The following is a 14280-nucleotide window of genomic DNA, read 5'->3' on the forward strand; positions in this document are numbered from 1 at the left end:
TCGCCGGTGGCATAATTGTATTGGCTGGCGCCGCCCGTCAGGCGGATGGTCTTGCCGTAGACCGGCGCATTGACATGGATATTGCGGGCAACGACGTCGAACAGGTCGACGGCGCCGGGGGCGGCCGCGAAGTTTCCGCCTGCCCCTTCGAAGGTGACGTCGCCGCCATTGACGGTGAAGCCTGACAGGCTGCCGTCGGCGCCAATATTCGGAACACCCGTCGTCAGCGTCGCATGTGGCGTGTTGATGAAGCCGCAGCCGTTGCAGGTCACGCCGTTCTGGTTCGCAATGATGACGTCTGCCCGGCCCCCGAACACTTCAGTCGGTCCGTTCAACGCCGAGCGATTGCCTGACGTGACTTCGTTGAGAATGACGGAAGCCGGGTTGGAGGCGTTGAGGTTTGGGTTGCCGGGTGTCGCGCCGCCCAAGTTCGACGTGCCCACTTCACCCTTGAAGTTGTTGAGGATAAGCCCTTGTGTGCCGACATTGAAGCTGTCGTACTTGTTATGCGAGAGACCACTGGCGTTCGGTGTGACGATATCGATTAGCGGTACGCCATTCGGGGCGGCTCCGACACCCGGCTGATTAGCGGCAGGTGCCGTGGTGCTTGCCGATACCGACTGGGCATTGGCAATCGCCGGCTGTAAAAACAAGAGCGCGCTAAGTGTGACAGCAAGCGATTGGTGTCCGAGGCGCAACAGCCGCCGAACGACTCTGCTTGCTCCGGTCCGCTCGTTGAACGATTTACTGGAATCGTGCCCTGGATGCTTGCCCACGATACGCTCTCGCCCTTTTGAGGCCAGGCCACGTCCGCGGTTCTCGCCGGAAAATGTAGCCTACTTCTCGCCTCGCCCAGGCCGCGTCATGCGGCACATATTGATCCTTTCTCTTGATGGACTTGGCAGCGAACGTCAATCTTTACACGGATATGGAGAGTAAACTTTGGGGAGTTCGCGTAAGTTTGGTAAAGCCTGTGTGAATTTTACACCAATGACTTTGCTTAATGCGGATAGGAACACGCATAGCGGATATTGGAGTTTGGGTAGATGCAACGGAACAGAAACCCTACATAAGAGCGGTCAGCGCCAGCGGTCCAGCCCCTTGATCGTTTTCCTATGGCATTTGAGGTGATGCTTCATCAGCTTGATGTCATGGAGATAGTCATGCTCCGGCTGAAATTCGCAGTTCGGATCGATGTGGAAGCGGTTGCGAGTAAAACACTCGAACAGATGAATCCCATCCCAGGTGTCGATAACCTGTTAGAGGCTTTTCGCCATATGATGTAACGGCGAGCCAGGCTCGTCCGCATCCCTCATCTTATGGAGGCGCAAATGGACGTGCTGGAGCATGTCGGTCCGCATGTAGCTGTTCAAGAGCATGAGCGAGTGGGCCGGGGTTTTCGGAACTGCAACACCCATCTTGTCTTCCGGTGGCAACGCCGTGTCATCCGGGCGCTCGTCATTGTCAGTCATCACGTTTCTTTCGCGGCGGTAGATCAGACCTTACGGCGGGTCGATGGCGGACGCATCACGACACGATGCTCGAGCACGAAACCTGGCTCTTGGTCGCGCAGCACGTTTGACAGACGGGCAAACCGCCCGCAGGCATCACAACGGAACCGGCGATCGCCGGTGTCTGAATCAAAGCCGCGATAGTGCATGCCATCTGTTGCGCCGCAGTTCGGGCATGGAATATCAGGACGGATCTCCATGCCAAGCCGAACCTTTGCGTCCCAATGGCCGGTCGGATCGAGCTGCACGATCCACTCACGCGTTCGTTCGATCCAGCGCTTTACCGTGACGGCCTTCACACCGATAGCCTCGGCTGCCTCGGTGACTGGCCGCTGTTGCGACAGGAGGCAGACGAATAGGCTAAGCTTCCGAAACTTGAGGCCTGACAGCGGTGTCCCAGTGGTGCGGCGAAAATGTATTTCGCACGTTTGACAGCTGAACACGGGTATAACGGGCCTGGGAGGTGACGCACGCGCCTTGAGGACTGTCCCTTCGCCTTGGCAATGCGGACAACGTGGCGGCGCTTCGGACAAAGACAGGATCTCGTCGAACTGGCCCTGCAGCCAGACACTGAAGGCCTTGTCTTCCGTCTCGGGAATGGGCCGATAGTGCCCCGTTCGCGGCAGCATCGGATCGAAGGTGCGTTTCGGGGGCGCAGCGTTGGTCATTACGCCAGCATAACGGCCAGCTATGACGCCGTCTATACCCCCACAAACTCTCGTTTTTGTGTGCGATTTGAATAGCGGGTTTCATGAATGATTATTTTGCTCTTGGAGGACTGAACCATCGACCCTGTTGTTTTCAGCGTAAAGCGGAGCCAATTCCGCTCCGGCCGTACACCAACATTCTTCTCTTCGCGTGACCAGCGACGACGGCGCTCTACGGACGTGATAACCTCAATTGGATGCTTCGTCATATGACCACTCCTAGTGTTATCACTAGGAGTGGCAGTCAGCAGCCCTCTATCGCAAGACGGCCTTCACCGTGGGCTTACCCTGGAAGCCCGTCTGGCAGTCGAGACAATCGTCAAACTCTTGGGTCGGCTCCCGGAAGAAGCAGTCTCTATTGCGCCAGATATCCAGATATTTCTGGCCGAGAATGCCTAGCCCGAGGGTAGGCCGCAACACATCTGCGACCAAAACAGGTTGGACAGTTCACTCACTTATGATGCCATCGCATAAAGACGTATCTCAGAAACGCCGGTGCTGCGCGTCTTGAAACGATGCACCAAGTCCGCGAGATTTTCGGTTTCCTGCGTCAGGCTTTGCGCGGCCGCCGTCGTCTGTTCCACCATGGCCGCGTTCTGTTGGGTGACTTTATCCATCTGGTCACCCGCAGCTGAAACTTCTCTCAGGCTTGCCGCCTGTTCACGCGCTGCGACAGCAATCTCTGCAATCGTCGAGCTCATGGCACCTACCTGCTCCACGATGTGGGAAAGCGACGTACCGGATTCCCCGACAAGCTGGACGCCCGTCTTCACCTGATCCGTGGACATGGATATCAGCGACTTGATCTCCCTGGCCGCCGTTGCTGATCTCTGTGCCAACTCGCGCACTTCCTGGGCAACGACGGCAAAACCTTTGCCTGCTTCCCCGGCCCGAGCTGCCTCCACGCCGGCATTCAGAGCCAGCAGGTTGGTCTGAAATGCGATCTCGTCGATGACACCGATAATGTTGCCGATCTGGGATGATGAGTTTTGGATTTCGGTCATTGCCGCGATCGCACGGGCGACAATCGCACCACCATTTTCTGCGTTAGCGCGCGCATTGACCATCGCGCTTTGAGCATGGCTTGCTCCCTCCGCAGTTCCATTGACACCGCGCGTCACATCGCCCAAGGCCGCAACGGTCTCCTCGAGAGAGGCTGCTTGCTGTTCCGTGCGGCGCGCAAGATCGTTGGACGCCGTCGAGATTTCGGCTAGGCCGGACTTGATGGTGGCAACCGCGCCGATAACGGAATCGACAGCCTCCTCCAAACTGGATACCGAGTTATTGAAGTGATCCCGGATGCGGGCATAGCGGACATCGACGTCACCGACCCTGGCGGTCAGGTCACCCTTAGACAGGGCATCCAGGCCCAGCGAAATCTGTTGGAACGCGTGCTCCATCACCTGTGCATCGGCAAGCCGCTCGGCCTCTTGGCGAAGCCTGTCTTCTTCGGCTGCGATGCGTGCCCGTTCGGCCGTGGCTTCGGCAATGAGCTTGGCTCGCCCGGTCTCCTGAAAGACCTTCAATGAGCGTGCCATCGCCCCGAGCTCGTGACGTTGTTCGGTACCGCTTATGGTCATCGTGTCATCGCCACGAGCCAGGCGTTCCATCAAGCGTGCCATGCTGCGTACGTTGGAAGAAATCAGCTGCCCGATAAAATAGGCAAGAACGAGACCGATGACGATCAGAACTCCGCTAATCGCAAGCGTAGAGCTACTCGCGGCGGCGACGGTCGCATCAACCGATCCATCGAGCGTCTTTTGCGTGTCCATGACGGACGCTTGCAAATCCTCGAAGCCCTTGGCGATCTTCGGCGCGAGAACATTGAGTTCGTTGTCGCGGATCTTGTTGGTCGCCAGCAGGACATCCCGAACATCGCCAAGGCGGCTTGTATAGTTTTGCATGAGCTGCCCCGCACCCATGACACGCTTGTGCTGCAGTTCATTCTTTGCCGCCTTCGCGGCCACGTCGTTTAACCCCATCGCTTCATTCAAGGCCGACTGCGCCTTATCGTAGGCGGCAAGGTCGCCGGAATGGATGAATCGCTCAGAGAAATAGAGGCTGCGGTTTAAGGCCTCGAGCGTCGCAGCCGTCGCATGCAGCAACGCCACGTCGTTCTGACGCCAGGCGCTCCGCATCACGTCATTGAGCGCGATACTGGTCCAAGGTCCAAACTCCGTGACTTTGGAAATCAGGGAATCTCGCTTCGCCTGTAGCGTCACGATCCGCTCAAAAGCTGCGCCGTAGGCGCCGACATCCTGACGAATTGCCGTCATACCTGCTTGAAGCGTAACATTGCCGGCGAAGCGCGGATCGTCCTCGGCAAACGACTTGACGCCCGCATGAAAACGATCAATCACATCCTGCGTCGGGCTCGATCGAAAGGCCTCCACTGCCTTTTGGATCTCGCTAAGTTCATCGCTGTAGCGGGAAATGGCAAGGCTTTGTCCCGCAGTCCCGCGATAGGACGTGAAGATCGAGGAAAGTCCAGCCATACCGGAAAGGGCGTTGATCGAAAGAAAGCTCATAAGCAAGATTAGTGGTAGGAAACCCGCGGTAATCTGGCCTCGGATGCCAAGTTTATTCCAAAAACGTAACATCGTGTTTCCCTCGGTCACTGGGTCTTCGGCAGGTAGTTAGTGATATTTTGTGGCGTCACCAGTTCGAAAGGCACGTTGTTTTCCCGTGACACCTTCTGTCCGCTGGCAAGTTTGATGGCCACATCGACCGCCGCTGCTCCCTGCCCAGAGGCGCTTTGAAGAACAGTGACTGCCAGGTCGCCAGCCTGCATTGCCGCCAAAGCATCGTCGGTTGCATCGATGCCAGCAACAACGACGTTTTTCATCGATATGCCATTGCGCTTCATCGCACGGATTGCGCCGAGCGCCATTTCGTCGTTGTTGGCAATCACAGCATCAAACTTCACACCCGCCGACAGCCATTCCTGCATTTGTTGATCGGCATAGTCACGCGACCAATAGGCGGCCTGCCGTTCGACGACCTGCAGATCCTTGCAGGCGGATGTGGCGAGGACGTTATCGATATCCTGCGTGCGGGCGCGCGCCGCCGCATGGAAGGGTTCACCCATCAACACCACCAGGCGCCCCTTTCCCTTTAGCAGAGAGCAGACTTCTTTCGTCTGTAGCGTTCCTGATTCCTTCTCGTCTGACGCGACGACGGCCTGAGTTTCGGGCAGGTCCGACAGATTGGAAGGCACATTGTTGATGTAGACGAGGGGAATATGGGCGTCCGAGGCAAGTTTCGTCATTTGCGGGCCGAGGTCACCGTCCGAAACGGCAACGATAATCGCGTCGACCTTGTCCGCGATGAACTGTTGAACTTGCTTCTTTTGCAGCTCATTGTCGCCCTTGGCGGTTTGGGTGACCACCTTCAATCCCGAAATCGTCTTTCCGTGGGAGACAATGCCGTCGAGCAATGCGGTTCGGAATTTATCGAGATCGGACATGGCCACGCCGATCGTCTGGGCATTTGCAGTCGAGGCTGCTATCGACATGATTATTGCAGCAAGTATGGCCTTGTTCATCATCCCCTCTCAAAAGATGCTCGATGAGAGTGGGATTCGTATATGAATATGGTTAAAGAACTTTTTGTTTGGTTTTCGATCTTTAATATTCGATAATTATAAAATAAATGCCCGGAGTACCACATTAATTAATGAAGCTGGGATAATATATTACATTCCATGTATTTTCACTGTCGAAAACTACCAGCGGATGCATCTAAATCCTGATATTGAATTTTCGCTTCGAACTGAACTCCCCTCATGCCCACCTCAGCATTTTCTAGCGAAGTTTGGTTCGCAGATCGTCGACTAGATCAGAGACACACGCTTCGCCTGGTTTTCGCGCCGAGGGAGCCCGGCGGCCGAGCAAACTCTGCTAAAGGGCGAGCAAAGATTTTGAACGGCTAACTTATTCGCGCTCACCTGCGGCGAGCGGCGGCGCCACGACCACCGTATCCTCGGCCATAAGCATGCGCCCGTCCTGCGCCCGCAATTCCAGCCGCCGCACAGGCATATGCGTCGCCCTGTCGACGAGCATCACATGAGGCTCATCCGGCTCGAAGAAGAAATCCTCGCCCCATTGGCGAAGTGCCACCAGCAGCGGAAACAAGCCCTGCCCCTTCTGCGTCAGCACATATTCCTGATAGGGGGTACCATCGGAAGCCGGCACGGTATCCATGATGCCATGGGCGACGAGATTGCGCAGCCGAGCCGAGAGGATATTCTTGGCAAGGCCGAGGCTTTTCTGAAATTCGCCGAACCGGCGCAGACCATCGAAGGCATCGCGGATGATCAAGAGCGACCACCAGTCGCCGATCGCATCCAGCGGCCGCGCTATCCCGCAGAGGGAATCCTTGTGGCTTACTCTCTTGGCCATCTGATCTTTCTCACTTGCTTCCGCATCTGTGCCGATGCTGCCTCAAGAACGCAGGCAAACAGCTGCAGCACCATCTCAACATATCGGTTGCAAACTAAAACCACAAGAGATATTGAGATCGTGGTTTCAAATTAAAACCATATTAGGAGAGCGACCGTGATTCCTTCCGATGCGACCTTCGCCGGCACATACCCCTTCGCACCGCATTTCACCAAAGCACCCGGCTTCCGCATGCATTATGTCGACGAAGGGCCTGGCGACGGCGAAATCATCCTCTGCCTGCATGGCGAGCCGACCTGGGGCTATCTGTTTCGCTATCTGATCTCGACGCTGAGCCGCACGCATCGCGTCGTCGTTCCCGATCATATGGGCTTCGGCAAGAGCGAAACGCCCGCTGGCCGCAGCTATTGGCTGCAGGATCACATCGCCAATCTTGAGGCTTTCGTGCTCGCGCTCGGCCTCACCGACATCACCCTCGTCATGCATGATTTCGGCGGACCGGTCGGCATGGCCTTCGCCGCCCGCCATCCCGAGCGCATCCGCCGCATCATCTCGGCAAACGGGCCGACATCCTTCGGCCAACCGGATGCTGTCGATCGGGCGGTAGCGAACGCCGCTCGATCGCCCTGGTTTCAATGGATCATTAAGGCCGAAGCCGACGGCACGCTCGAACCGGTGCTCAACAATCTCGGCTTCAACATTCTCAGCACGCTCAAGCTCAACGGCTTCGAGAACAACGCCGTCATCACCGACACCTGGCTCGATGCCTATGGCGCACCCTTCGCAACGGAGGCCGATTGCCTCGGCGCGCTCGGCTGGGCCAAGGGCTTTGCGACCGGCGCGCATGAATTCGAAAGGCCCGATCCGGCAGCCGAGCGCATCATCCGCAGCAAGCCGGCACTCGCCATCTGGGGCGAGGCGGATCGAACGCTGCTTGCCGAATATTTCCTGCCGCTCTTCTCCGCCCTATTCCCATCAGCTCCCATCGAGCGCCTCCCAGGCGTCGGCCATTACTGCTTCGAAGATGCCCCGGAAATCATCTCGAACCTGATCGTGGACTTCCTGCGGCGAACCTGAACCCGCGGTTCAAGATCGAATTCAAAGCAAAGCGCAGGAGCGGGGAGACCTTCCCGCGTCTGGCGATTAAGACATAGCTCGACGCCTACCACCCCTCGCCGTATGGCGCTTCGACAAGCCATCGAAACTCGGCGAACGATAGCCGATATCGACTGACTCGATGCACCATTCAATTGACATTCCCAACGGCTGTGACACCGTTCCGGCTGGTTGCTGACCCAGCGTTTCGAGGAAAAATGACAAAGAGATCGCAAGCCGTTATCACCACAGCCGAAGAACGCCCGCGCGACGGATGGAATGACCCCGTCCACGGCTCCATCTCCTGGCACACGCTCCTCAGCAGCGACATCACCCCCACCGACAGCATGAGCGCCGGCATCGCCGACCTTGCGCCCGGCGGCGAACTCAAACCGCATCGCCACGACCCATCGGAAATCTACTTCATCTTCGAGGGAACCGGTATCGTCCGGATCGACGGCCAGGAAACGACGGTCAAACCAGGCACGACCGTCTTCATCCCCGGCAACGCCGAACACGGCATCCGCAATGAATCATCCGCTAATTTGAAGTTCTTTTACGTGTTTCCGACCGGGTCTTTTGGCGAGGTGGTCTATCGGTTCCCCGAGGGTTAAGGCTCCCCCCTGCTCCCAATTGCGCCGCTTCCCATGCCAGAAGTACAAGGGATCCTCAACAGGATGTGGCGTGACACTGGAAATGATGTTGGACTTTGTCCGGTCTGGTTTCGCCTGCCGAGCGCCTGAAGTTTCTCGATGCAGTCATCTTCAATGTGCTGATCTGCAATTCGGACTCCCCCGCCAAGAACTACTCAGTTCTGATCGTGCTGACGGATCCGCAAAGATGGGCCCGCCGGCACAGCGAGCACGGCGGACGAGGACTCAGTCCCGAAGAGTCGCGTCGACACGGACGGGCACTGGGATCTTTGCAATCAGCCGCGCGCGAATTCTATAAGCGGAGCGATATCACGATTATCTGCGGCGCGTAGCGCTGCGATGTAGCGGGCTCGCAATTCGCCAACATTGGCCAGACTGCCGCCACCCCAACTGAAAAGCGAGCCGCCAAGGCGCTCGATTAGGAGGTCGGCCGCCAGCCGCGCGTGGCGACCGTTTCCGTTCGGGAACGGATGGATGGCGACGAGGCGATGATGAAATCTGACCGCTATTTCATCGGGGGGAAATGTCTCATGCTCAATCCAATATCGAACGTCATTCAATAGGCTCGCGAGCTCAGTTCCGACGCGATAAGCTTGAATGCCAATATTGCGTTACGTGGCTCGGAACGTGCCGGCGCACTGCCAGACGTCACCGAACATCCGCTTATGAAGCATCCGCATGAAATCTTCGCTTAGCATCCGCTCGAGCGGCAAGCGCCGCCGGCCAAGCGCCCAAGCCGCACCATCGACGATATTTTCCTCCTCCGCCTCGTTGAGGTCGCGTCGGTGAGTGATCCACGTCTGAAGCAAGCCCTCTCGCTCCTGCGGCTCGAGCGGTCTAGCGTCTTCAGGTTCCTGAAAGAGATCTGTCATGCCTCGTTCCAGAGGTCACGTTCAGCGAGCTTGTTGCGGATATATGCCTAAACACGAGATTCGAAATCCGCATTATCCGTGCCTTGAGCTTCCAAACGCATCGTGTGGGCGACACGCTGGAGTTCACGTATCGCGATCTTGCGCGCCCGCGCCTCGACAACGGTCTCAAGCGAAGTGTTGGGGACAAGAGCATAGACGAGCGTGCAATCTAATGCCTCAGCGGCACGGCGCGACGTATTGAGCTGGATTGTTCCAGCTGCTTCGGATTTTTCGATTGATTCAACTGTCTGCGGCCGGATTCCTATGCGTGCGCTGAGCTGCGCACCGTCATGCCAAGGGCATCGCGAAGGGCTCGTATCCAACCCTTCGGCGATGTCTTGAACCGGTCACTTGGCTGTAGCGCCCGAAGTCTTTCATCGAGCCGCTGCCGAGCCCTTTTCGAGTATCACTTTCATCTTTCAGCCTACAAACTGATCCTTGTTTTCATATATCAGCTTGAAGGCTGATATATAATGACATCTCAGCCCATAGGTTGATCACTAATCGGACCGGCCAAATGCCCACCGTGAAGCGCAGCGAAGAACCGTGCCTAGCGGTCGCAACGCAACGCCGCCGCCTACTAGCTTTGTGTCGTTTGGCATGTAATCGTAAGAATGCGCCCGTTCCGGCGGGCGATGGCATTTTGTGATGAAGCTTGGTGCGCAATGGTTTTACTTCGAGCACCGCAGGCTGGACTATCGCCGGCCGCGATATGGCGATCGAATGTGAATCTTGTTGTAGAATTCACCGTATTGAACTTTTCCGCCGCGCGGGGTTCCATTAGGTAATGGACATAAAGCTCGCAGATTTGAAACTGAAGCCGTACCTTCTCGCGGAACTCCATCAGCTTGGTTATGAGACGCCGGACGACCTCCAGCGCTCCAAAAACGCCGAACTCTTGAGAATCCCAGGCATGGGCGGCCGTGATTGGCGAACCATCGCACGCGCAATGGGCGTGAGCTTACGACGAACCGCAAACCGAAAAGTAAGAACGGATAAAAGGTAGTGTCGGCCCTGTGGCCTGACGATCGGAGTCCGGAAAACACTCTTGCCGAGTTTGCCACTATGCTTTCCTCTTGGATTTCGTAATCTCTCAATCGTGCCGCATATAGCTCTTCTTTCCTTCATGGGTCATGCAGAAGCGGCCGCCGCGAGGGCCGGTGCAATATTTGCCGCTGTCGCAGGAACAGTCGCCGGTCTCCGTCGGCGCCATTTCGGTCGAGCCTGATCCCAGCAAGCCTGCGGCCATCCCGAGGCCTCCGGTATAGGCTGGGCAGGATTTCTTGCTGCTACTGACAGATCCGTCATTGCAGATGAAGGTATTGCCTTGGCAATGGTTGATGCCGCCCTTATGACCGCTGCAGGGCGTATTTTGTGCCTGTGCAGTGAATGGGGCCAGCAAAAATGCTGCAGCCAGGACGATTGTCGGTTTGCCCATTGCTCCTCCGCGGCGGCGAGCGCTTTGAAAACTTCAATGGTTTCCAAACCCTCCAAGCGATGTCAGATCAGGAAGCTGATAGGACGGATTTAACATGTGCGACTCAGTAAGTTAAAAAAACTCGATTCCTTTAACATATGCGCAACACCCTAAATCCGCATCCCCCTGATCGCCAATGCGTGGCAATGCAAGATCTGAGTTGAATTCCAAGAAAGAGATTCGCCGAGCGGCGCCTTCAGCGTGGCCCTGTGATCAATTGTGATCGCAAACAGGCAAAACCCGCTACGGCTATCGCAAGCATAAACATCGTAAATATATGATAATACATACTTTTATTGCGGAGAAGGTGGGACTCTCCGCCAATTAAGCCCGCGATACCCGGATCTCAAGGATCTCATTTTTCGACGTCGTGATGAAGCACGGAAATTCCCGAAGAGCGTGTCTGCGCGCGCTTCCCGATCGGTAAGGATCGCGTTGATCTACGAGAAATCTTCCTGTACGGTAAGCCATCTCAGGCGATGCTCGATGTTCAGATCCGCACGCGATTTCGGCACCGCCGTCCGGGAGAAACGCAAGGCGCTTGGTTGGACGCAGACAGAGCTTGCCGCTCGGTCCGGCACGGGTGAGCGCTTCATCGTCGAGCTTGAATCCGGCAAGCCAAGCGCCAGCTTGAAAAGTCGTTGATCGTAGCGCGCACTGTCGGCATCGAGATCGGCGATCTCAGGACGGCCCAAGCCGCGTCGACCTCGCCTGACGATGACCTGGACTTCCTACCGACCTTCGGTGACGGTCGATGACGACGATCTTCTACGAAGCCCTCCCTGTCAGCCACCTGACCTTCGATGGCGATTGGCGGCTGGACTATGACCCGAGCTGGGAAGCGCGCCGCTCGGCCTTTCCGACATCGCTGACCATGCCGCTCCGTTCGGGCCCCGTCGCTGCCGACAGGCTCCTGCCCTGGCTCGCCAATCTGCTCCCGGAAACGCACCTCGCCGAAATCGGCCAGCGGCTGAAAGTGTCTCCCCAGGACATCGTCGGTCTGCTGGGCCATATCGGCCGGGACACCGCCGGCGCATTGTCGATTGGTGCACCCCGCAAGCCGGGCATTCATCTGCAGCCCGTGCCAGATGCGGCGGCACTGGAGCGCATCCTGGACGAGCTTCCCGCAAAACCCTTCCTGGTCGGCGAACGCGGCGTCTCCATGTCTCTCGCGGGCGTGCAAGAGAAGCTGCCGGTTTTCGTGGATGAGGGCAGCTCCATCTCCATTCCCGTCGATGGGACGCCCTCGACCCATATTCTGAAGCCGGATTCAAAACGGCTTGCAGGCAGTGTCGAGAACGAAGCTTTCTGCCTTAGCGCTGTCGACGGCGCAACAGCCCGGAGACGTTCATCGCGAAAGGAGACGATGTCTTGTTGCGCCAGGCCGATCAGCGTTCGATGGGAAATATCGTGACGCCGCAGGACATCGATGCGCTGGCTTTCCTGAGTAAAGCCGCGCTTCGTTGGCGAAACCTCTTGCTGGTAGCGCTTCAAGAGCTGACCGAGCGTCATGGTCTCGAGGATCTTCGTGTCCGGCGCGATACCGAAGCGGTCGACCTGAATCTCTAGATCGCGTGCCCACTTCTCAGCGTCGGCCTTGCTGTCGAAGCTTTTTGCTCGGGGCTTCATTCCGCGACGACGCACCTGCGCTTGCCAACGTCCCCTAAGCTTTCTGATCGTTGCCATGTCATCTCCAATCGAAATTGAAGATCACGCGTAGGATGCCCCTGGAGAGGTGCCAAGGATTATCCCGGAACGAGCGTCGTCCATTAACCGCAATCCAGAATATACAGCCTCGCGCCTACAACAACCTTGTCAGCTTGAGGTCTATGTAGTTTGATAATCTTGGGCTGGGGGCTTGTTCATGCATAAATTGCTTCGATCTGCCGCGTTGAGCGCTGCGCTATGTGTAACAACAATGGTCAGCCCTGCAGCCGCGTCTGAGAAAGTCTTTGGTCCGTTTGTCTTGGACGACGCCAAGCCAGATGTCATAGTGATGAACGGCGATATCGACGTCGGCTCAGCGCTCAACTTCCGGCGGGCTCTTCACGCAGCCCCCGGCGCTAAGCTTATTACCTTGAACAGCTCAGGCGGCGCCGTGCAAATGGGTCTGCTGATGGCGGATGATATTCATGAGCGAAAGCTCGCGACCTACATCCCGAAAGACAGCGCATGCCTATCCGCATGTGCTTATATGTTTCTTGCCGGCATCGAGCGGAAAGTTGACGGCAAGCTCGGCGTGCATCAGATTTCCTCTGATACATCGGACCTTGTGGGAGCGCAGCTCACGATTTCCGACATCATTGACGTCCTCAACCGCTTCGATACTCCGGTTGACGTGTTGAGCGTCATGTTCAAGACGCCGCCGAATGACATGCACGTCTTCACGCCAGAAGAGATTGACCGTTATAAGCTCAATCGAACTGGCGATGCGTTAAAGCCCTCTGCCGCCGGCGCGTCGGCAGCACCAGATACAACTCCGCCCGCCCCAAACGCGACGAGCACAACAGAATCAACTACGCAACCGGTGACACCGGAGCAGCCGCACTCGACAGAAACAACGGTAAGCGCAACGCCGACGCCGCAGACACAAGCGAAACTCTCAACGATCGAAGAATTCACGAAGCGCCCAAATCGGATCGCCGTCTATACCGGCTTGGATCTCTTCGGCGACGACATTTCTTCTATCCGCGCAAGCGACGCTGCGGAATGTGCTCAGAGTTGTCTGGTGATGAACGGTCAATGCACGGAGTTCACCTCGAACGCCATCCTCGCGTGGTCGAAGGAGCACAAGGTCGAATGGCACTACATCGCGCCGGGAAAGCCGATGCAGAACGGCTACGTCGAATCCTTCAACGGCCGCATGCGCGACGAGCTGCTGAACGAGAGCCTGTTCTTCGGTCTCGGCCACGCCCGTAGCGCCATTTCCGAATGGGCGCAGGATTATAACCATTTCCGGCCGCACTCATCGCTCGGTTATCAGACCCCGGCAGGCTACGCCGGGATCATCGCCGCAACCGGCTCCAACGCTGCGCAAGATGAAAGCTTCGCGTTTCCGCCGGTTGCTCACACCGCGCCACTTGGCGTATTCAAAACCGCCGAGGCTCTAATCGCCGTTGGATGAAAGTTCAGTGGCAGGTCATCCTGAACGGAGCCGCGCTTCATGGGCGAGACTTCGAGCTGGTAGCGCTCCAGAAGCTGACCGAGCGTTGTCGTTTCGAGGATCTTCGTGTCCGGCGCGGCACCGAAGCGATCGACCTGAGCCTCAAGATCGCGTGCCCATTTCTCGGCTTCGACCTTGCTATCGAATGACTTGCAGCGGGGTTTCATACCGCGCCGACGCACCTGTGCTTGCCAGCGTCCTCTGAGCTTCCGAATTGTCGCCATGTAATCTCCAATCGATATTGAAGATCATGCGTAGGACGCCCCGGAAGGGGAACCAAGGATTATCCCGGCGCAGATTCGGCAATCTTCTCCACAATTGATTCTAACCGAGTCAAGTCGCGGACTCTAGGAATCACACAAG

Annotated in this window: 13 protein-coding genes and 6 pseudogenes; 7 read left to right on the forward strand and 12 right to left on the reverse strand. The window is 57.1% G+C overall.

Annotated features, from left to right (window positions below; translation table 11 throughout):
• The 7 genes from DQ393_RS00120 to DQ393_RS00150 all read right to left on the reverse strand — a co-directional run.
• The coding region (locus DQ393_RS00120; protein WP_245430223.1) for a filamentous hemagglutinin N-terminal domain-containing protein at positions 1-698 on the reverse strand (698 nt) is incomplete at its 3' end.
• 561 nt (positions 699-1259) lie between these two features.
• The gene (locus DQ393_RS00125) at positions 1260-1472 is read right to left on the reverse strand and encodes a hypothetical protein (protein WP_112339815.1); all 213 of its coding nucleotides are present in this window, start codon (positions 1470-1472) and stop codon (positions 1260-1262) included.
• Positions 1473-1495: 23 nt separating this feature from the next.
• Positions 1496-2179, reverse strand: coding sequence for a DUF746 domain-containing protein (locus DQ393_RS00130; RefSeq protein WP_112339816.1), 684 nt, complete (start codon positions 2177-2179; stop codon positions 1496-1498).
• Between the two features lie 32 nt (positions 2180-2211).
• A complete protein-coding gene (locus tag DQ393_RS33145) occupies positions 2212-2427 on the reverse strand; it encodes a hypothetical protein (protein WP_145645485.1) in 216 nt (71 codons plus the stop codon).
• A 246-nt stretch (positions 2428-2673) separates the two neighbouring features.
• Positions 2674-4818: a methyl-accepting chemotaxis protein gene (locus DQ393_RS00140; RefSeq protein ID WP_112339817.1), complete on the reverse strand. Its 2145-nt coding sequence runs from the start codon at positions 4816-4818 to the stop codon at positions 2674-2676.
• A 14-nt stretch (positions 4819-4832) separates the two neighbouring features.
• Entirely contained in the window at positions 4833-5762 is a 930-nt protein-coding gene (locus DQ393_RS00145) for a substrate-binding domain-containing protein (protein WP_112339935.1), read from the reverse strand.
• Between the two features lie 388 nt (positions 5763-6150).
• Entirely contained in the window at positions 6151-6618 is a 468-nt protein-coding gene (locus tag DQ393_RS00150; protein ID WP_112339818.1) for a winged helix-turn-helix transcriptional regulator, read from the reverse strand.
• Between the two features lie 156 nt (positions 6619-6774).
• Here DQ393_RS00150 and DQ393_RS00155 point away from each other — a divergent pair, with 156 nt between their 5' ends.
• From DQ393_RS00155 to DQ393_RS33710, 3 genes are all read left to right on the forward strand, one after another.
• Entirely contained in the window at positions 6775-7695 is a 921-nt protein-coding gene (locus DQ393_RS00155; RefSeq protein WP_112339819.1) for an alpha/beta fold hydrolase, read from the forward strand.
• Positions 7696-7931: 236 nt separating this feature from the next.
• Positions 7932-8327: a cupin domain-containing protein gene (locus tag DQ393_RS00160; protein WP_112339820.1), complete on the forward strand. Its 396-nt coding sequence runs from the start codon at positions 7932-7934 to the stop codon at positions 8325-8327.
• Positions 8328-8422: 95 nt separating this feature from the next.
• Positions 8423-8698, forward strand: a complete 276-nt coding sequence (locus DQ393_RS33710; protein ID WP_245430227.1) for a hypothetical protein — start codon at positions 8423-8425, stop codon at positions 8696-8698.
• On the opposite strand, the pseudogene DQ393_RS33715 reads toward DQ393_RS33710, so the two are convergent.
• Both DQ393_RS33715 and DQ393_RS00175 read right to left on the reverse strand, forming a co-directional pair.
• A pseudogene (locus DQ393_RS33715) lies at positions 8642-9238 on the reverse strand (mobile mystery protein B). The gene DQ393_RS33710 and the pseudogene DQ393_RS33715 overlap by 57 nt on opposite strands.
• Positions 9239-9285: 47 nt before the next feature.
• A pseudogene (locus tag DQ393_RS00175) lies at positions 9286-9677 on the reverse strand (mobile mystery protein A); the annotation flags it as partial.
• A 387-nt stretch (positions 9678-10064) separates the two neighbouring features.
• Between DQ393_RS00175 and DQ393_RS33720 the strand changes: the two are divergent.
• Positions 10065-10283, forward strand: coding sequence for a hypothetical protein (locus tag DQ393_RS33720; protein WP_112339821.1), 219 nt, complete (start codon positions 10065-10067; stop codon positions 10281-10283).
• Between the two features lie 87 nt (positions 10284-10370).
• Here the strand turns inward: DQ393_RS33720 and DQ393_RS00185 are convergent, their stop codons facing one another.
• A complete protein-coding gene (locus DQ393_RS00185; protein WP_112339822.1) occupies positions 10371-10715 on the reverse strand; it encodes a hypothetical protein in 345 nt (114 codons plus the stop codon).
• Between the two features lie 525 nt (positions 10716-11240).
• On the opposite strand from DQ393_RS00185, the pseudogene DQ393_RS00190 reads away from it, so the two are divergent.
• A pseudogene (locus tag DQ393_RS00190) lies at positions 11241-11512 on the forward strand (helix-turn-helix domain-containing protein).
• Positions 11509-11787: pseudogene (locus DQ393_RS34260) on the forward strand (HipA N-terminal domain-containing protein); the annotation flags it as partial. The pseudogenes DQ393_RS00190 and DQ393_RS34260, both read left to right, overlap by 4 nt.
• A gap of 260 nt (positions 11788-12047) precedes the next feature.
• Here DQ393_RS34260 and DQ393_RS33725 read toward each other — a convergent pair.
• A pseudogene (locus tag DQ393_RS33725) lies at positions 12048-12440 on the reverse strand (site-specific integrase); the annotation flags it as partial.
• Positions 12441-12618: 178 nt separating this feature from the next.
• Here DQ393_RS33725 and DQ393_RS33730 point away from each other — a divergent pair.
• Complete coding sequence (locus DQ393_RS33730) at positions 12619-13878, forward strand: integrase core domain-containing protein (RefSeq protein ID WP_245430219.1); 1260 nt, start codon at positions 12619-12621, stop codon at positions 13876-13878.
• A 17-nt stretch (positions 13879-13895) separates the two neighbouring features.
• On the opposite strand, the pseudogene DQ393_RS00210 reads toward DQ393_RS33730, so the two are convergent.
• Positions 13896-14141, reverse strand: a pseudogene (locus DQ393_RS00210) (site-specific integrase); the annotation flags it as partial.
• Positions 14142-14280 lie beyond the last annotated feature (139 nt).

The organism is Martinezella tropici (assembly GCF_003287875.1).
In the GTDB taxonomy this organism is placed as follows: Bacteria; Pseudomonadota; Alphaproteobacteria; order Rhizobiales; family Rhizobiaceae; genus Rhizobium; species Rhizobium tropici_C.

Bases quoted from the DNA above. Each gene is read 5' to 3' on its own strand.
- DQ393_RS00185 (WP_112339822.1), bottom strand. From the start codon at position 10,715: ATGGGCAAACCGACAATCGTCCTGGCTGCAGCATTTTTGCTGGCCCCA.
- DQ393_RS33720 (WP_112339821.1), top strand. From the start codon at position 10,065: ATGGACATAAAGCTCGCAGATTTGAAACTGAAGCCGTACCTTCTCGCG.
- DQ393_RS33730 (WP_245430219.1), top strand. From the start codon at position 12,619: ATGCATAAATTGCTTCGATCTGCCGCGTTGAGCGCTGCGCTATGTGTA.
- DQ393_RS00125 (WP_112339815.1), bottom strand. From the start codon at position 1,472: ATGACTGACAATGACGAGCGCCCGGATGACACGGCGTTGCCACCGGAA.
- DQ393_RS00140 (WP_112339817.1), bottom strand. From the start codon at position 4,818: ATGTTACGTTTTTGGAATAAACTTGGCATCCGAGGCCAGATTACCGCG.
- DQ393_RS00145 (WP_112339935.1), bottom strand. From the start codon at position 5,762: ATGAACAAGGCCATACTTGCTGCAATAATCATGTCGATAGCAGCCTCG.
- DQ393_RS00130 (WP_112339816.1), bottom strand. From the start codon at position 2,179: ATGACCAACGCTGCGCCCCCGAAACGCACCTTCGATCCGATGCTGCCG.
- DQ393_RS00160 (WP_112339820.1), top strand. From the start codon at position 7,932: ATGACAAAGAGATCGCAAGCCGTTATCACCACAGCCGAAGAACGCCCG.
- DQ393_RS00150 (WP_112339818.1), bottom strand. From the start codon at position 6,618: ATGGCCAAGAGAGTAAGCCACAAGGATTCCCTCTGCGGGATAGCGCGG.
- DQ393_RS33145 (WP_145645485.1), bottom strand. From the start codon at position 2,427: ATGACGAAGCATCCAATTGAGGTTATCACGTCCGTAGAGCGCCGTCGT.